The sequence below is a fragment of the Exiguobacterium sp. AT1b genome, from assembly GCF_000023045.1.
In the GTDB taxonomy this organism is placed as follows: Bacteria; Bacillota; Bacilli; order Exiguobacteriales; family Exiguobacteriaceae; genus Exiguobacterium.
The window spans coordinates 1,477,661-1,494,100 of record NC_012673.1 but is presented as its reverse complement, the minus strand read 5'-3'; the positions used below and the strand labels follow the sequence as shown (position 1 = coordinate 1,494,100).

Here is a 16,440-nt window from a genome sequence, read left to right as displayed (position 1 = left end):
AGGAGGAAGACAGATGAACGTATTTGTTATCGGTGCAAACGGTCAGATTGGCCGTCAGTTTGTCGAAAAATTACACAATGAAGGGAAGCATCACGTCACAGCGATGGTTCGTAAAGAAGAGCAACTCGATGACTTCAAGTCAAAAGGATACAATGCCGTACTCGGTGACCTCGAAGGTTCAGTAGCGGACTTGGAAAAGGCAATCGACGGGATGGACGTCATCGTGTTCGCGGCTGGTTCTGGTGGAAGTACCGGCGCAGACAAGACGCTCTTGATTGACCTAGACGGTGCAGCAAAGAGTATCGAGGCGGCACAAGCGAACGGGAACATCAAACACTTCGTCATGGTCAGTGCCTTGAAAGCAGAGGATCGCTCAGCTTGGCCAGATTCGATGAAACCGTACTACGTAGCGAAGCATCATGCCGATCGTTTACTCGAACAGAGTGGACTCACGTATACGATTGTACGTCCGGGTGCATTGACAGATGATGCAGGAACGGGCAAAGTGAACACGCAATTCGAGGGAAGTGGAGAGATTCCACGCGAAGACGTGGCATCATTCTTGGTGCATGTCCTCCATAACCATGCAAATGCGCAGAACAAAGCGATTGATTTGATCAAAGGGGATACCCCAATCGAAGAAACGTTATAATGTGTCGAATGAAGAACGGGATGTGGCTCATCCCGTTTTTTGTCGCGTTAAAGAGGGAAAAGTCAGCAGAATAGCGAAATGAAGAATTATGAATAGGTGAGGAGGTTCCGCATGACCGAGATGTTCATTTATCTGGCGGTCTATTTGTTGCCGTCATTTTTACTCGGCTTTTTAGCACTCGATGTCTTTCAACGAAATCCGAATAAAGTCGAGCATCGTTTGCTGAGCCTGTTTGTGTTTGGCTATTCGATGCTTTTCTTAGCGGAATTCGTTCGCCATCTTTCTCCGATTGAATATAGTCCGGCACTCATTGCCTATTGGTTTGGGAACGCCGGGATTTTCATTTTTATCTTCTCTGTTCATTTCATATTGAGCATCACAGGCGTCGGCGCGAAGGCACCGAAGTGGCTCTATCCCTGGGTCGTGTACTTACCTCTGATTCCCGTCATATTGACGTATATCCGGCGAGAGAACATCATCAACAGTCAACAGTTTGAGCAAGTGGGGATCTGGATTTATCCCGAGTTCAATTCATCGTATTTGATTACGTTGACCGTCGGTAACATCTTTCACATCTTGATCATCGGGCTCATTTTTTATGCCCTCAAACGTGCAGAACGAAGAGAGCACCAACGCGTGTTGCGCATGCTCTTTTGGACGGCGAATGTCGTATTGTTGTGGGATGTTGTCTTCGGTTATTTTCAATTCCGCGGGTTCATTCCGCCGTACTCTTATATGTATGGAGGACTCGTTTGGGCAGTCGCGTTGGTCATCGCGATGAATCGTTTAGATTTCTTGACCTCTTACGTGAAACGATATGGGACACTGTATAACTTGAATCCATCTGCCATCTTATTGATTGATCCCGATGGAAAAGTGGAAAGTGCGAATCCTGCTGCGCGAACATTGTTTCATACGGTCCGTGTCGTGAATGAACGCTTCGTCGATTTGTTGCCAGAAAAGAAAAAAGCAGAATGGGTGGAACACTATCACCAACATGTTCGGACACGTAAAAAGTTTATAGAGTTCGAAACGAAGATTATGACGAAATCTGGGCAAGAGCTTTACGTTGTCATTGATGGGGATTTTGTCGATATCGACCGCACGATTCACGGGATGATTATCATTCGGGATGTCCACTCGTTTAAAGAGGCCGAGCAAACAATCCGATTCTTTGCCTATCATGACCCACTGACGAAGTTGGCCAACCGACGTGCATTTTATGAACGGGCAGACCATGCGTTGCTCAGTTCCTCGAGGCTGTCGTTATTGATTATTGATTTGGACGGTTTTAAAGCAGTCAATGATACGTACGGGCACCAGATTGGAGATCATTTCTTAACTCATTTGGGTGGGTTGTTGGAAGCGTCGACACGAGACGTTGGCTTGGCCTCTCGCGTTGGTGGGGATGAGTTTTATATTTATTTAGTGGATTTAACGGAATCGGAAGTGCGCGGCTTTATTCATACACTTCAGATGACGTTAAATCAAAACCCGTACCAAACGTCCGATGTGTCGATTCCGATCCGGGCGAGTATTGGGGTCAGTCATGCTCCCGACCAAGGAACAAATTTAGACACATTGATTCATAAAGCGGATCAGGCGATGTATCAGATCAAGCAAGATGGAAAAAATGATTATGCCATCTATGACGAAGCGTTACATGGTCCGAAATAAAGGGAAAATAGAAGTGTTTGATTATGGAAAGGAGGATGCAACATGTCAGAAAGACCGTTAGTGACGATGCGCGCCGAGGGAGAAGCCGGAGGCGTCAAGACGACTGTACGTGTAGGCGAGCACACTCCATTTATCGTGGATGAGCCAGAACGACTCGGTGGAACGAACAAGGGTCCGAATCCGCTCGAGTATCTTCTCGGTGCCCAGTCGTCCTGTACGACCATTATGATTGCCTATGCCGCTCAGGATTTGAACTTTGAGTATGAAGGGGTCGAGTTCGTGACAGAAGGGACGCTCGATCCTCGAGGATTCCAAGGGATGGAAGGTGTCCGAACTTACTTTGAGTCGACAAATATGAAAATCGTATTGGATACGACCGAATCAGATGAGCGAATCGAAGCATTAAGAAAGGCTGTCGAGGCACGTTGTCCGATTCATAATCTCATGCATGCAGCAGACGTAGCGATGACGGCAGAATGGACTCGGAAATAAGGATGGGGGCGACCTCATCTTTTTTACATAGGAAGTAAGAAAAGAATACGGAGGGAAGACGCATGCATCACCGACCGATGACGCGTGAATGGGCAGGTCAAATTCAAGAATGGACGTACGGAGCTCCTTATGACTTTTATAATCAACCGCCTTCTGAAGAGGGAGTCGCCGAGTTGATGACGTATCAGGCGATTGTAGAGGAGCATGAGCTGATTGGATTTTATTGCATCGGTTCCCCGGCTCAAGTGCCCAATTCGACATATCCATATTCGTCAGATTTCACGGACATCGGATTGGGGATGCGACCTGATTTGACGGGGAAAGGATATGGAAAATCGTTTGTGACATACGTCATGGAGAGAGCGATGGAACGGAGAAAACCGCTTCGCTTGACCGTCGCCTCCTTCAACGAACGAGCGATTCATCTATACGAAACGGTTGGATTTCGTACCATCACATCGTTCGAGCGAAATGAGATTCCGTTTCAAGTGATGGTACGCGATTAACCATATTGTTTCTGATGTGCCTTTTTACGTCGCAAATAATCCTCATCGGCACGAAGTTGATCCCAATACGTTTTGAAGATGCGGGCAGACTCTGCCTTCTCTTCGTCGATTTCGCGCTCATGGATGTCACCATCTTCTTTATATTTACGACCGCCTTTATAATTGGCATAACGTCGGGCTCGTGTGTAACCCATTTGGATGAACTTTCGGGCCATGTCCATCCCCACGAAATCGTCGTTCGCGCGATACGCTTCAAACAATTCCATGATTTCTTCGGCAGATTGCTTCGCAATCTCAGGCGTCTTAAATCGCCAATGAGGCAAAATTTCACTTTTATACGGTTCGACGAGTAGCACACCTTGTTCGCCACGACCGACCCGGTACAGTTCGGGTTGTTTTCGGAAGTCGATTTCATCAAAATTTAAATCATAGTCAAATGGCATGTTCATTCCTCCTCGCCTAACGTTTCCCATTAGGTCGGTCGAGGAAACAACTTGAAGGAAAAGGATGGGTTGATATGATCAAGATGGAGACAGAGCGGTTGGTCTTAAGAGCATTTACACTAGAGGACGCAGAGGATATGTATCATTATGCAAAAGATGAGCGAGTCGGACCGATGGCCGGTTGGGCACCTCATGAATCGATTGAAGAAACAAAGGACGTCATTCAACTGTTTATCGAGGAAGCAGATGTATGGGCCATCGTCTTGAAAGAGACCGGGCAAGTGATCGGTAGCATCGGGTTACACGACCGAAGACCAGACCCGTCGATTCAACATGATGCACAGCGTGAGATCGGTTATGTGCTCAGTCCAGATTTTTGGGGAAATGGTTACGTGCCAGAAGCCGTTCAGGCGATGATTCGATTCGGATTTGAAGCGTTAGGACTAGAACGGATTTGGTGCGGCTATTTCAGCTTCAATGACCAATCGAGACGCGTCGTTGAGAAGTGTGGGTTCACTTATGCGTTCACGAAAACACAAGAATTGACCCGACTCGACGGACGAACGGTAGAAAACCTCGTACATGTCCAATTAAATCCGACGTTCTCTACACATTGAAGCACGATTTCAATGTGTTTTTTCATGAAATCATAAAAATCCCTTGATATGTAACCGGTTACACATTAAGATGGTTTTGTAAGCGTTTCCAGAACGGAGGATGTCAAATGGCGACCATCAAACAAGTAGCAAAACATGCGAACGTCTCAGTGGCGACCGTATCACGCGTCATGAATAAAAGCGGATATGTGAGCGAAGAGGCGAAAGAAGCGGTCGAAAAGGCGATTGCGGAACTGAATTATGCGCCCAACCGAGTCGCACGTTCGCTCTATAAAAAATCGTCGAATTTGATTGGACTCATCATGCCTGATATCACGAACCCGTTCTTTCCACAGCTGGCTCGGGCGATTGAGGATGTCGCCAATCAACATGGGTATCAAGTCGTCTTGTGCAATACAGACGAACAACTTGAAAAAGAACAGACGTATTTAGTCGCCTTGCAAACGATGCACGTCGATGGCCTGATTATCACCACAAACCATTCGCACAATCCGAATTACGAGACGTTGGATTTACCAATGGTCGCACTTGACCGAATCGTGAAAGCGGGAATCGACGCTGTTGTATCGGATGGATATGAGGGTGGAAAGTTGGCGGCCGACACACTGTTGCAACGTGGTGCGACACGACTGGCACACATTGCCGGACCGGATCATCTCAAGACGGTCAAACGTCGAACTGAAGGATTTGTCGAAGTAGCGGGAGAGAAGCTCGTCGGGATGACCGAGTCCACGTTCACGTTCAAAGACGCCTTGAAAGCGTCTCAAGAACTGTTTGATCATGCGTGGCCGTTCGATGGCATCTTTGCAGCGAACGATGTGATTGCAGCCGCGGTGTTGCAGGAAGCAGTCCGTCGAAACATTCGTGTCCCAGAAGAGCTACAGGTCATCGGATATGACGGAATCGAATTAGGCGAGATGACGTCTCCGCCGCTGACGACCATCGTCCAGCCAATCTATGAGATGGGACGACTCGCGACCGAGCGATTGCTCGATTTGATTGAGAAGAAAGACACACGACCGAGAGAAATGCTGTTACCGGTCACGTTACTTGAACGACACACGACAAAGCGGAAGGAGAGATAAAGAATGAAACGCATTGTTGTCATTGGCAGTATATCGATGGACCTTGTCGTCACGTCCGACAAACGTCCACAAGCTGGAGAAACGGTTATCGGTGAATCGTTCCGTACCGTTCCAGGGGGGAAAGGTGCGAACCAGGCAGTCGCTGCTTCCAAGTTAGGCGGCACTGTACAGATGGTCGGTTGCGTGGGAAGTGATCCGTTCGGACAACAGGTGGTTGAAAACTTCAAACGACACGATGTCGATGTCACACATGTTCAAATCATACGGGATGAAGTGACGGGTACGGCCCATATCGTATTGGCTGAGGAAGATAATTCGATCGTCGTCGTCCAATCGGCGAACAAACGAGTCGTTTTCACGAATGAGGAGCTCGAACACCTTCTTGACGAGCAGGCATTCGTGCTCCTCCAACTCGAAATTCCAATCGAGACGGTAAAGCAAGTGACCTCTTACTGTAAAGCGAAAGGAATCCCAGTGCTGCTCAATCCGGCACCTTCTCAGCCGCTTCCACCAGAAGTGATTGAAAACGTCACATACTTGACGCCGAACGAACATGAGTGCCGTGACTTATTCAACGGAATATCCGTAGATGATGTTCTCAAACGCTATCCGAACAAGTTACTCGTCACGGAAGGCGTCCATGGTGTTCGATTCCATGACGGACGAGACGTGCGGCATGTGCCAGCCATCCGAGCAAACGTCGTCGACACAACAGGAGCAGGTGACACGTTCAACGGTGCACTTGCTGTCTCCCTCATCGAACAAGACGATTTGGAGACGGCCGTACGGTTTGCCGTAGTCGCATCCGGCATGAGTGTCGAAGGCTTCGGTGCACAAGGTGGTATGCCGACACGACAAGATGTACAACAACGATTGGAGCGCGTGTGATGAAAAAACAAGGAATTTTGAATAGTCATTTAGCAAAAATCTTTGCCGACCTCGGGCATACGGATCGCGTCGTCATCGCCGATTGTGGGCTACCGATTCCAGACGGGGTCAAGCGGGTCGATCTTAGTCTCCGCATCGGGGAACCTTCCTTTCTTGAGGTGCTCGATGTCGTCGAATCAGATTTGGTCGTAGAGCGCATCACGATTGCTGAGGAAATCCTCACACACAACTCGACGATTGCGGATTCACTGAAAGAACGGTACACGAGCATCGACATGTGTTCGCATGAAGACTTCAAACGGGAGGTCGCAAAAGCGAAAGTGGTCATTCGAACTGGGGAAGCGACACCTTACGCCAACGTCATCTTACATGCCGGGGTCATTTTTTAAGGGGGGATTCGATGCATATTCAGTTGAAAGGCATCCATAAGTCGTTCGGGCCAGTCTCCGTCTTAAAAGGAGTCGATTTCGAACTGTTGCCTGGAGAGATTCATGCCCTTATGGGCGAGAACGGGGCCGGGAAGTCGACATTGATGAAGGTGATGACCGGTCTGTATGCACAGGATGAAGGCGAGATTCTCATCGACGGCGCGAAACGTCAATTCAAGCACCCAAAAGAAGCGGAGCAAGAAGGCATCGCCTTCATCCATCAGGAGCTCAACATCTTACCGGAGATGACGGTGACAGAAAATCTGTTTTTAGGTCGAGAACTGACGGGACCGTTCGGGATGGTCAAACAGCAGGAAATGACCAGACGTGCCCGAGAATACTTGGCTGAATTGAACGTGTTCATGGATGTCGATGAAGTGGCGCGCAATTTGTCGGTCGGTCAGCAACAGATGATTGAGATTGCCAAGGCGCTCATGACGGATGCGAAGGTCATCGTCATGGATGAACCGACGGCCGCCTTGACGGATCGTGAAATCCAGGCACTCTTCGCCGTGTCACGGGCCTTACGTGATCAAGGTGTGTCCATCATCTATATCTCACACCGAATGGAAGAAATTTTTGACTTATGTGATCGGATCACGGTACTTCGGGATGGACAATCCATTTCGACTCGCATGATTCAGGACACCTCATTTGAGGAAACGGTGCGCGATATGGTCGGTCGCGAGATTGGAGAACGCTATCCGACGCGTACCGCTACACTTGGGGACGTCGTGATCGAGGTGGATGATTTAATAGGTAACCGGTTCCACAACGTATCGTTCAACGTTCGTGCCGGAGAAATCGTTGGGTTTTCTGGATTGATGGGAGCGGGGCGTACCGAGGTGATGCGTGCGCTATTCGGAGCAGACACCCACAAAGGGGGAGTCATTAAACTGAATGGGAAACCGATTCGAATCAAGACCCCAGCCGACGCCATCGAGCACGGTATCGCGTTTTTGACAGAGGACCGAAAAGGGGAAGGCTTACTCCTCGATTTCTCGCTAAGAGAAAACCTGTCGCTCCCGACACTTGATAAACGAGCAAAAGGATCGGTCATCTCGAAGCAACAGGAGGAGACGTTCGCCGAGACATACTTACAAAAATTGCGGGTCAAACATCATTCGATGGAACAAAAAGTGAAGTCGCTGTCTGGTGGGAATCAACAGAAGGTTGTGCTCGGTAAATGGTTAGGTGTCGAACCGGATGTCTTGATTTTGGATGAACCAACCCGAGGCGTCGACGTCGGTGCTAAGAAAGAGATTTACAATATCATGAGCGATCTCGCGGAATCAGGTGTCGCCATCATCATGGTCTCTTCTGATTTACCGGAAGTGCTCGGGATGAGCGATCGGATCGTCGTCATGCGAGAAGGTGTGGTGACCGGGACGCTCACGAAAGAAGAGGCGACACAGGAAAAAGTAATGACGTATGCGACAGGAGGGCAATGATATGGAATTGAAAGCAACGACCGGACTGAAACGCCCGGGTCGACTCGGATGGGGGCAAAAACTAGGACCGCTGTTTGGTCTGCTCGTCATCGTTGTCGTCGTGACGGCGCTTGAACCAGGATTTTTATCATTAAATAATATCTTCAACGTACTCCGCCAAGTGTCGATCAATGCCTTGATTGCCTTCGGGATGACGTTTGTCATCTTGACAGGGGGAATCGATTTATCGGTCGGGTCGATTTTGGCGCTCGCCTCTGCACTAGTGGCAGGCATGATGGTGGATGGTCAACATGCGGTTATGGCCGTCGCACTCGGCTTGATTGCAGGTGCCGTTCTCGGGGCCTTTAACGGGGCGGTCATCACGTACGGGAAAGTAGCACCGTTCATCGCGACATTGGCTACGATGACCATTTATCGGGGCTTGACGCTCGTTTATACAGACGGACGACCGATTACGGGTCTCGGGAATTCCGGTTGGTTCGAGATGCTCGGACGCGGCTACTTCTGGATCATTCCAGTACCGGCATTGACGATGCTACTCGCATTCGGTGTCCTGTATTTCATCTTGAAGAAGACCACATTTGGTCGTCACACGTACGCAATCGGTGGAAATGAAGAAGCGGCAAAATTAATGGGGATTGGCGTCAATAAAGTCAAAATCATGATCTACTCTCTATCCGGTATGCTTGCAGCACTCGCCGGCATCATCTTGACATCGCGCCTTAATTCCGCACAACCGACGGCAGGAACGTCATACGAACTCGATGCCATCGCAGCGGTCGTTCTCGGGGGAACGAGCCTAGCGGGTGGTCGAGGTTGGATTGTCGGGACGTTGATCGGGGCGCTGATCATCGGAACGCTTAACAACGGATTGAACCTTCTCGGCGTATCATCTTTCTTCCAACTCGTCGTAAAAGGTGCAGTTATATTGTTTGCAGTATTGCTTGATCGTCGACAAAACGCGTAACACGCGAAAGGGGAAAACGGAACATGAAAAAATGGACAGCTTGGCTACTCGCACTGACTATGGTACTGATGGCAGCTTGCTCGACTGAACAACCGGGGTCATCGTCTGAAACGGAAACGAAAGATGGCGATTATGAGATCGGATTATCCATCTCGACATTGAACAACCCGTTCTTTGTCGCATTGAAAGAAGGCGCGGAAGAACAGGCGAACGAAATGGATGCGACGTTGACGGTAGCGGACGCGCAAAACGACGCGGCGAAGCAAGTGAATGACGTCGAAGATATGATTCAAAAGGGGATGGATTTGATTCTCATCAACCCGACGGATTCAGAAGCGGTCGGTGCGGCAGTACAGGCAGCAAACGATGCAGGCATTCCTGTCATCACGGTAGACCGTAACGCTGAAACAGGGGAAGTCGTCGCACACGTGGCATCAGATAACGTTGCGGGTGGACAATTGGCAGGTGACTACATGGTCGAACTCGTAGGTGAAGGGCAAAAAGTCGTCGAGCTCGAGGGGATTCCAGGAGCGTCGGCGACACGTGACCGCGGACAAGGATTCAACGAAGCGATCGATGGGAAATTAGAAGTCGTGGCAAAACAATCTGCGAACTTTGACCGTGCAGAAGGATTGACGGTCATGGAGAACATCTTACAGGACAATAAAGACATCGTCGCGGTATTCGCGCATAACGACGAGATGGCGCTCGGTGCCGTTCAAGCGCTCGAAGCGGCAGGTATGAGTGATGTCAAAGTCATTGGATTCGATGCGACAGATGATGCGGTCAAAGCAGTCGAAGGTGGGACGATGGCAGCGACGGTTGCCCAAAAGCCCGCTGAGATTGGTAAATTGGGTGTAGAAGCGGCAATCAACCACCTGAAAGGTGAAACAGTAGAGGAAAACATTCCGGTCGAACTCGAATTAATCAAATAAGTAAGTAGAAACCTCACGATGCCTTGATTTCGGGTAGAGCTCGTGAGGTTTTTGAATGTTCACATATCCCTCTTCATATATTGGATAGTTTCTCCCTTTTTAAGGGTATATCTAGGTAAAATCCAGGAAGGGGGAGTCGTTTCTTCTATTTAAGAAACGCAGCACATATGTATAAACTCAAACCGGTATTTAAAGAACGTATTTGGGGTGGCCGTCATCTAGAAACGTTATTTCATTTTAAGTTACCGGAAGGGAAAATCGGTGAATGTTGGGCGGCATCCGCACATCCAAATGGTATGACCGTATTTGAAAATGGACCGTATGAAGGGCAGACGCTAGCAGATTTATGGGATGCCCACCGATTGGAGTTATTCGGTCCTTACCCATTCGCTACGTTCCCCCTACACGTCAAGTTACTCGACGCGCGTGCCTATTTATCGGTACAGGTTCATCCGAACGACGAGCAAGCACAGCGTCTGGAGCAAGAGGAATTTGGAAAAGAAGAGTGCTGGTATGTGTTAGATGCGGAACCGAATGCGGAAATCATTGTCGGTCATACATTCCGAGCCAAACAAGAAGTGTATACATGTGTGCAGCAAAAAGAATGGGCGACTCGTCTAAAAACACAACCCGTGAAAAAAGGAGACTTTATCTATATTCCGAGCGGAACGGTTCACGCACTCGGTCCCGGTGTCGTCTTGCTTGAGATTCAACAGACGAGCGACCGGACATATCGACTGTACGATTTTGATCGCGTAGACGATACTGGGAATTTGCGAGAACTTCATATCGAGAAAGCAGTTGAAGTCATGAATATCCCAGACCGACGGACAGAGGAACTGATTCGGACAGATTTAGATAGTGGATTAACGACTGAATTGATTTCAAAACCATCGTTCACGATTATGCGACATCAAGTAGACGGTACTCCGGCTATTTTAGAGCGGGCTGAAACGTTCCGATTGATTTCGGTCGTTTCAGGTGAAGGGTTCGTTCAAGACGAGGACGGTACGCAAGCAATCCGGGCAGGGGAACATTACTTCATTCCAAAAGGAAAAGGACCTCACTTGTTCACCGGAAAGGTGGAAATCGTCACAAGTGAAGTCCCTGTACCAACGACACAACGCATCAATACTGTTTATCAAGTGGAGAAGGCACAGGACAAGCATCGTCAAGTGTCCAGTCGTTTGAATACTGAACCTCGATAAACACGACATCTTCTTTTGCTTTGAGCGTGTGAGCCGCACCACGTTGAATCGAGATGACGTCGGTCGGCTTCGCCTCAAACGTTTCTCCATCAATCGTCACGGTTGCTGATCCTTGAAGCATCGTCCAAATCGTATCGGTCTCTTCATGATAATGATAACTGAGTTCTTTTCCGGCTTGAACGAGCATGCGTCGTGTCACACTGTGATGTCCGTCTGCGAGTGTCTCATGATGGATGACTTCCGACTGCCCCCATCGCTTCCATTTGAATTTTGGATAGTCGTCGGACGAGGCGAGATAATCTTTCAGCTGTGGGGTCGCCTCTTTCGTTGAAACGAGAATGCCATCCGCGTTGACGGCGACGACAAGGTCTTCTAATCCGATCCCAATCAACGGAAGATTCAATTCATTGATCACATGGGTGTTCGTCGATTCAAATAGGTCGACTTGACCGTGAGTTGTGGACGTCATTTCTTCAGTCAACGTGTTCCATGTACCTAAGTCTTTCCAATCGCCGTTGTAGCGGTGAACGAATACGGACTCCGCATGTTCGACAACAGCATAGTCGAACGAAGTCTTTTCTAATTCGTCATAGCGTGAAGTGAGGTCTGAATAAGTTGTCGGTAAGTTTCGTTCTGACAGTTCATCAAGTAACAGATGCAACTTGCAAGCAAAGATTCCACAGTTCCAAAGCGCACCTTGTCCAATCAACTGTTCCGCCACGTCGACGGTCGGTTTTTCCTGGAACAGGCGAACCGAGGATACTTGAGCCGTCTCGTCTGGAACGATATATCCGTATTTTGATGTCGGATGAAGAGGGGTGACCCCAATCAAATGCAAGGCATCGTCGCTCGCTTGGACGGCCGCATCGACTTGAGGGAAATATTCAAAGAAGCGGAGGTCGACATAAGCATCGACCGGCATCACAAGTACCGTTTCATCCGGGTCGACCTGTTGTTCGTTCAAATAACTTGCGCCAAGAACGATTGCGGGGAATGTGTCGCGGCGACTTGGTTCGGTGATGATATTGGCGTCGGTCCCGATTTGATAGACGATGGCATCACGCTGATGTGCATTCGTCAGAATATAGGCGTCCTGATTCAACTTCATGTCACTCAGTTGTGAAAAGACGCGTTCAATCATGGATTGTTTAGAACCGTGTCCGTCGTCGAGCAATCGAATGAACTGTTTCGAGTTGATATCATTTGAAAGAGGCCAGAGACGTTTTCCAGACCCACCGGATAATAGAAGTAGTTTCATTACGTAACATCCCTTCTTTATGAAAATGGAGGTACACAATATGGCAAATTACTTACTCGTCGAACCGCATGACCACACGCGCAAGACGTTGGCTCGTCTGTTGATGAAAGAAGGAGAACTCATTTTCGAAGCAACGGAAGCGACGGAAGCGATTGCGATTTTAGAATCGAGTGATATCGACGTCGTCATCACCGAACTACGGCTTCCACACACAGATGGAGTCGAACTATTATCTTATGTGAAAAAGAAATTCCCGCTCATCCATCAAATCGTATTGACCGACTATACGCATACCCATACGTTGATTGCGGCGGTCAATTACGGCAACGTCAAGCGCATCATGACAAAACCGATGAAGATTGATGAGTATGCGATTCGTGTGATGCGCGATGTTGGACAACAAGCCGTCAATATGAAGACGAATCAATATCGAGTTGCGGATATGCTAACGGAGTTTCTAGATGATCTTGGAAATGCATATTGCCTCTTTTATGAAAGTGGTGACTTAGTCAGTTCGGAAAATCTTGTTGTACCGTTTGAGGTCGGGGAGACGAGTGAGTTAAAACGCTTCGTCATCCCGACCCAGTACGGCGACTTCATTTTGTATCAGTCACGGGATCGCTCTTCCCAAACTTATGGGTGAAGAGTTGCGATACCCCGATGAATGTTAAGCGAAGGTACATGTAGGCGACTCCTAGTGTCAGCACTGGGTGTCGTCTATATTTTTTTAGGTTTGATGGATGATAGAGCACGGGTCTAAAAAAGTACCAACGCGCCAGCGCCTTTCGGAAACCGCCTTCCTCTGTCTCGAGCGTCTGTGGCATCACTTGGAAGTAATAACGTTTCTTCTCGAGCAAGTTTTGAAGCGTCACTTCCTTCTCGTTATGTTTCACCGAGGTGAACGTGGCGCGACGGATGATGCCACCTTGCTGAATGTAACGAATCGTCGGTTGTGTTTCTTCAAAACTAATTTGAGCGGGGTTGATTCCACCCGATACTTCGTATGCCTCCATCCGCCAAAAGCGTGCCGCCTCGATGGAACGGTCGTCAATCCGTTCTTCAGGAATTTGGAATAGGTTACGCTCAAACACCTTTACTTTAGAAAAAAAATTGGTATAGGTGCTGTAGGCTTCTTCAGGGATAACAAGAGCTCCCACTTCTTCATGGTGTTGCAGATAGAGTAAGCAGCTCGTCAGCAGTCCTTCGGTCAACACCATGTCCGAGTCGATGACATATAGTACGTCGACGTGAAGTTCCCGAAGACGCCCGATGGACTCTTTGCGAGCGACACCGCGTTCACCGTGAGGAAGGGAGAGGATGATGAATCGATCATCGTCTGCAGTCAACTCTCGCATGACCTCGACGGTTCGATCGGTCGAGCCATCATCCGCAATCACGCAGACGAATTCGGCCGTTTGCTGTTGGATGGACTGAATCGTTTCCCGAATGATTTCCTCGTTACAATACGTAGACATCGCGATTCCAATCATGATGTTCTCCCTTCCTGAATCAAGATTCCGAGTTTATCGGTCAACCATTGTTCGAATGCAGCGCCAGTACGACTCCACTGCAACGTTTTGGAAAACGTATGGGCATCGCGTCGCACCGTTTCATAGTGAGTCGGGTCGTTTAAACAGCGTCTCATCTCGAGCGCGAGCGCCTCTGCGGTTTGTGCCATCGTCATGTAACCGAGTTTTCCGTACTGAACCGCGTCCCGAAGTCCCGGCGCATCGTAGACGATGGTCGGTGTACCGACAGCGGCGGCCTCACTGACAGTCAAGCCCCATCCTTCTCGACGGGATGGAAAGAGAAGGGCTGTCGCTCGACTCATCCGCTCGAGTTTCTCTTCTTCACTCACAAAGCCAAAATAATGGATGTCCGAACGCACATCCTCAGGTGTGATCGGGTTCAGTTGTTCAGCGATATACGCCTCATTCTTCTTCCCGATGATCCACAGTTGTGCGGTCGGGAAGTCGCGCTTGATGGAAACGAACGCTTTGACGGCATCGTTGATTCCTTTATAGGCGGACATGCGTCCGACATATAAGAATGTAGGATGCTCTTCTTTCTCAAACCATTCTTCTTCTAGCCACGGTGTGAAGTTGAGTCCTTCTGGCAAAATTGTGATATGCGACTCTGGAATTCCGACGGCGACGAGATCATCTGCCGTCGACTGACTGACGGTCAAGACGTCGTTTTGCCGATAGAGACGCAGACGGCTCGTTTCCGTCCATGCCCCGACCCATGAGACGGGAGGAGGAAGGTTGATGCGCCAAATCTCACGCGTCAATTGATGGATGAAGAGAATGCGTTTGTGTGCAGGGACATAGAAAGGTGTGAAGTAATGGTGTGTATTCATCTGATCGAGGACGAGATCGATTTCATCCTCGTGCACTTTGTAGTAGCGCCTTGCCTCTACGATGCTCGTCATGTCTGTACCCGAGCGAATATAACGAACGCCATCAATCCATTCCTCGTCCTCACGTCCGTCGATATGAGGGGACAGATGAATAATGTTATAACGAGGGGCCACGTAAGCGAGCATCTCATGCGTGAATACTTCAGCCCCTCCTGCTTTCGGATGTTTGATGTCTCGCCAAGATAAACACAATAAAGTGGGTTTCATCACGATTCCTCCTTTAAATGTCGACGTCGCTCAGAGTGGAAGCGGAAACGAAGAAGTAGCGAGCCTCCGAGTAAAACGACCGCCTGAGCGAAGAGCCACATTTCCATCGATTGTCGGAACAAGAACAGGGCGGTGAGAAATACGAAGAGCAATGCCCAGTACCATCGTAAATAGTGATTGTTCCGTAAAATAAATTGCAACATCGCCTCGTACTGGACGATGATGATGCCGATATACGTAAAAATCATATAGCGTACATAATATCCGGCCTCATCGTAACCTTGTCCGAAGAAGACAGGGACGACCGATGGGATGATTAAGAAATATAGCACGGTGATGATTCCGAGGGCTGCCAATAATAAACGGAACACCGTTCGTTCAAATGACAAGAATGAATCCGTTTCGGCCGCTCGACTCAAACGTGGCAATAGCACTTGGAAAATCGAGAGACAGACGAACAAGACGAGCTGACTAAAGCGTAGACCGACGGAGTAATCTCCGACAAGTGATGGGAAGAATCGTGTGACGAGTAGACTATCGACCGAGAAAAAGAGTGTCATGACGATTTGTACATGGATCAGCTGAAACAACCCGTGAAATTCTCTCTCCCCCGCGGTTTCGGGAAAATGTGTTTGCCATATACTGAGTCCATAGGTGAGGACCATTCCGATCACAATACCAATGAGTGCGAGTGTGATATCGAGGTTCTCAAGAAAAATCCACGTGACGCCTACTTTCACAATCGCTTCGACGTAATAAGAGAGCGTTAACGAATAGAATCGTTCATTTGCTTGTAAGACACCCCTACGGAATGACACAAGGATATGGAAAAATACTGTAACTGCAAGTAAAAAGAGGTTAATCCTAGATAAAGGAAGAATATATGGAATAAGTATAAGTACTGCGCTAGATATGCCCATCGCGATGAGCAAAATCATTCGCTCGATATAGCGGTAATCGGTTGCGATTTGTTGTCCTAAGTTGCGGGTGACAATCCATTGAACCGCACTACCAATGATGAGCAATAGACCGAGAAGGGCGAGATAAGCATTCAAAAGACCATAGTCTTGACTGGTCAAACCTCGTGCTAAGAAGAAGTGATACGAGTAATTGATGATATTGAGTAAGGCATCGAGAACGGGGAAGATAAGTAAAATCGAATAACGACTCATGACAGCTTTCATACCAATCACCTCTTTCAGTTCGT

At 48.6% G+C, this 16,440-nt stretch carries 18 protein-coding genes; 13 read left to right on the top strand and 5 right to left on the bottom strand.

Features of this window, described 5'->3' with window-relative positions:
• Positions 1-13: 13 nt before the first annotated feature.
• From EAT1B_RS07585 to EAT1B_RS07570, 4 genes are all read left to right on the top strand, one after another.
• Positions 14-652 carry an SDR family oxidoreductase gene (locus tag EAT1B_RS07585; protein ID WP_012727571.1) on the top strand — a complete coding sequence of 213 codons (639 nt, stop codon included), beginning with the start codon at positions 14-16 and terminating at the stop codon, positions 650-652.
• A 111-nt stretch (positions 653-763) separates the two neighbouring features.
• On the top strand, positions 764-2,329 hold the full coding sequence (locus EAT1B_RS07580) for a sensor domain-containing diguanylate cyclase (RefSeq protein WP_012727570.1): 1,566 nt from the start codon (positions 764-766) through the stop codon (positions 2,327-2,329).
• 42 nt (positions 2,330-2,371) lie between these two features.
• Positions 2,372-2,821: an OsmC family protein gene (locus tag EAT1B_RS07575; RefSeq protein ID WP_012727569.1), complete on the top strand. Its 450-nt coding sequence runs from the start codon at positions 2,372-2,374 to the stop codon at positions 2,819-2,821.
• A gap of 62 nt (positions 2,822-2,883) precedes the next feature.
• Positions 2,884-3,327 carry a GNAT family N-acetyltransferase gene (locus tag EAT1B_RS07570; protein ID WP_012727568.1) on the top strand — a complete coding sequence of 148 codons (444 nt, stop codon included), beginning with the start codon at positions 2,884-2,886 and terminating at the stop codon, positions 3,325-3,327.
• On the opposite strand, the gene EAT1B_RS07565 is transcribed toward EAT1B_RS07570, so the two are convergent.
• Entirely contained in the window at positions 3,324-3,770 is a 447-nt protein-coding gene (locus tag EAT1B_RS07565) for a DUF4385 domain-containing protein (protein WP_012727567.1), read from the bottom strand. The genes EAT1B_RS07570 and EAT1B_RS07565 overlap by 4 nt on opposite strands.
• Positions 3,771-3,844: 74 nt before the next feature.
• On the opposite strand from EAT1B_RS07565, the gene EAT1B_RS07560 reads away from it, so the two are divergent.
• The 8 genes from EAT1B_RS07560 to manA all read left to right on the top strand — a co-directional run bounded on the left by EAT1B_RS07560 (position 3,845) and on the right by manA (position 11,349).
• A complete protein-coding gene (locus EAT1B_RS07560; RefSeq protein ID WP_012727566.1) occupies positions 3,845-4,387 on the top strand; it encodes a GNAT family N-acetyltransferase in 543 nt (180 codons plus the stop codon).
• Between the two features lie 107 nt (positions 4,388-4,494).
• A complete protein-coding gene (locus EAT1B_RS07555; RefSeq protein ID WP_012727565.1) occupies positions 4,495-5,472 on the top strand; it encodes a LacI family DNA-binding transcriptional regulator in 978 nt (325 codons plus the stop codon).
• A gap of 3 nt (positions 5,473-5,475) precedes the next feature.
• Positions 5,476-6,360 carry a ribokinase gene (gene rbsK, locus EAT1B_RS07550; RefSeq protein WP_012727564.1) on the top strand — a complete coding sequence of 295 codons (885 nt, stop codon included), beginning with the start codon at positions 5,476-5,478 and terminating at the stop codon, positions 6,358-6,360.
• Positions 6,360-6,749: a D-ribose pyranase gene (gene rbsD, locus EAT1B_RS07545; RefSeq protein WP_012727563.1), complete on the top strand. Its 390-nt coding sequence runs from the start codon at positions 6,360-6,362 to the stop codon at positions 6,747-6,749. The genes rbsK and rbsD overlap by 1 nt, the downstream gene beginning before the upstream one ends.
• Before the next feature lie 11 nt (positions 6,750-6,760).
• Positions 6,761-8,239 carry a sugar ABC transporter ATP-binding protein gene (locus tag EAT1B_RS07540; protein WP_012727562.1) on the top strand — a complete coding sequence of 493 codons (1,479 nt, stop codon included), beginning with the start codon at positions 6,761-6,763 and terminating at the stop codon, positions 8,237-8,239.
• Position 8,240: 1 nt separating this feature from the next.
• Entirely contained in the window at positions 8,241-9,206 is a 966-nt protein-coding gene (gene rbsC, locus EAT1B_RS07535; RefSeq protein ID WP_012727561.1) for a ribose ABC transporter permease, read from the top strand.
• Between the two features lie 23 nt (positions 9,207-9,229).
• A complete protein-coding gene (gene rbsB / locus EAT1B_RS07530; protein WP_012727560.1) occupies positions 9,230-10,141 on the top strand; it encodes a ribose ABC transporter substrate-binding protein RbsB in 912 nt (303 codons plus the stop codon).
• A 167-nt stretch (positions 10,142-10,308) separates the two neighbouring features.
• Complete coding sequence (gene manA, locus EAT1B_RS07525; protein ID WP_012727559.1) at positions 10,309-11,349, top strand: mannose-6-phosphate isomerase, class I; 1,041 nt, start codon at positions 10,309-10,311, stop codon at positions 11,347-11,349.
• On the opposite strand, the gene EAT1B_RS07520 is transcribed toward manA, so the two are convergent.
• Positions 11,270-12,607, bottom strand: coding sequence for a sugar phosphate nucleotidyltransferase (locus EAT1B_RS07520; RefSeq protein ID WP_012727558.1), 1,338 nt, complete (start codon positions 12,605-12,607; stop codon positions 11,270-11,272). The two genes, manA and EAT1B_RS07520, sit on opposite strands and share 80 nt — an antisense overlap.
• Positions 12,608-12,647: 40 nt before the next feature.
• On the opposite strand from EAT1B_RS07520, the gene EAT1B_RS07515 reads away from it, so the two are divergent.
• Complete coding sequence (locus EAT1B_RS07515) at positions 12,648-13,250, top strand: response regulator (protein ID WP_012727557.1); 603 nt, start codon at positions 12,648-12,650, stop codon at positions 13,248-13,250.
• Here EAT1B_RS07515 and EAT1B_RS07510 read toward each other — a convergent pair.
• The 3 genes from EAT1B_RS07510 to EAT1B_RS07500 are packed head-to-tail and all read right to left on the bottom strand — an operon-like array spanning position 13,204 to position 16,417.
• The gene (locus EAT1B_RS07510; protein ID WP_012727556.1) at positions 13,204-14,097 is read right to left on the bottom strand and encodes a glycosyltransferase family A protein; all 894 of its coding nucleotides are present in this window, start codon (positions 14,095-14,097) and stop codon (positions 13,204-13,206) included. The genes EAT1B_RS07515 and EAT1B_RS07510 overlap by 47 nt on opposite strands.
• Entirely contained in the window at positions 14,094-15,233 is a 1,140-nt protein-coding gene (locus tag EAT1B_RS07505; protein WP_012727555.1) for a glycosyltransferase family 4 protein, read from the bottom strand. Before EAT1B_RS07505 ends, EAT1B_RS07510 begins: the two co-directional genes overlap by 4 nt.
• On the bottom strand, positions 15,233-16,417 hold the full coding sequence (locus EAT1B_RS07500; RefSeq protein ID WP_012727554.1) for a lipopolysaccharide biosynthesis protein: 1,185 nt from the start codon (positions 16,415-16,417) through the stop codon (positions 15,233-15,235). Before EAT1B_RS07500 ends, EAT1B_RS07505 begins: the two co-directional genes overlap by 1 nt.
• Positions 16,418-16,440 lie beyond the last annotated feature (23 nt).

Coding starts and splice junctions, on each gene's coding strand:
- EAT1B_RS07585 (WP_012727571.1), top strand. CDS start 14: ATGAACGTATTTGTTATCGGTGCAAACGGTCAGATTGGCCGTCAGTTT.
- EAT1B_RS07580 (WP_012727570.1), top strand. CDS start 764: ATGACCGAGATGTTCATTTATCTGGCGGTCTATTTGTTGCCGTCATTT.
- EAT1B_RS07575 (WP_012727569.1), top strand. CDS start 2,372: ATGTCAGAAAGACCGTTAGTGACGATGCGCGCCGAGGGAGAAGCCGGA.
- EAT1B_RS07570 (WP_012727568.1), top strand. CDS start 2,884: ATGCATCACCGACCGATGACGCGTGAATGGGCAGGTCAAATTCAAGAA.
- EAT1B_RS07565 (WP_012727567.1), bottom strand. CDS start 3,770: ATGCCATTTGACTATGATTTAAATTTTGATGAAATCGACTTCCGAAAA.
- EAT1B_RS07560 (WP_012727566.1), top strand. CDS start 3,845: ATGATCAAGATGGAGACAGAGCGGTTGGTCTTAAGAGCATTTACACTA.
- EAT1B_RS07555 (WP_012727565.1), top strand. CDS start 4,495: ATGGCGACCATCAAACAAGTAGCAAAACATGCGAACGTCTCAGTGGCG.
- rbsK (WP_012727564.1), top strand. CDS start 5,476: ATGAAACGCATTGTTGTCATTGGCAGTATATCGATGGACCTTGTCGTC.
- rbsD (WP_012727563.1), top strand. CDS start 6,360: ATGAAAAAACAAGGAATTTTGAATAGTCATTTAGCAAAAATCTTTGCC.
- EAT1B_RS07540 (WP_012727562.1), top strand. CDS start 6,761: ATGCATATTCAGTTGAAAGGCATCCATAAGTCGTTCGGGCCAGTCTCC.
- rbsC (WP_012727561.1), top strand. CDS start 8,241: ATGGAATTGAAAGCAACGACCGGACTGAAACGCCCGGGTCGACTCGGA.
- rbsB (WP_012727560.1), top strand. CDS start 9,230: ATGAAAAAATGGACAGCTTGGCTACTCGCACTGACTATGGTACTGATG.
- manA (WP_012727559.1), top strand. CDS start 10,309: ATGTATAAACTCAAACCGGTATTTAAAGAACGTATTTGGGGTGGCCGT.
- EAT1B_RS07520 (WP_012727558.1), bottom strand. CDS start 12,607: ATGAAACTACTTCTATTATCCGGTGGGTCTGGAAAACGTCTCTGGCCT.
- EAT1B_RS07515 (WP_012727557.1), top strand. CDS start 12,648: ATGGCAAATTACTTACTCGTCGAACCGCATGACCACACGCGCAAGACG.
- EAT1B_RS07510 (WP_012727556.1), bottom strand. CDS start 14,097: ATGATTGGAATCGCGATGTCTACGTATTGTAACGAGGAAATCATTCGG.
- EAT1B_RS07505 (WP_012727555.1), bottom strand. CDS start 15,233: ATGAAACCCACTTTATTGTGTTTATCTTGGCGAGACATCAAACATCCG.
- EAT1B_RS07500 (WP_012727554.1), bottom strand. CDS start 16,417: ATGAAAGCTGTCATGAGTCGTTATTCGATTTTACTTATCTTCCCCGTT.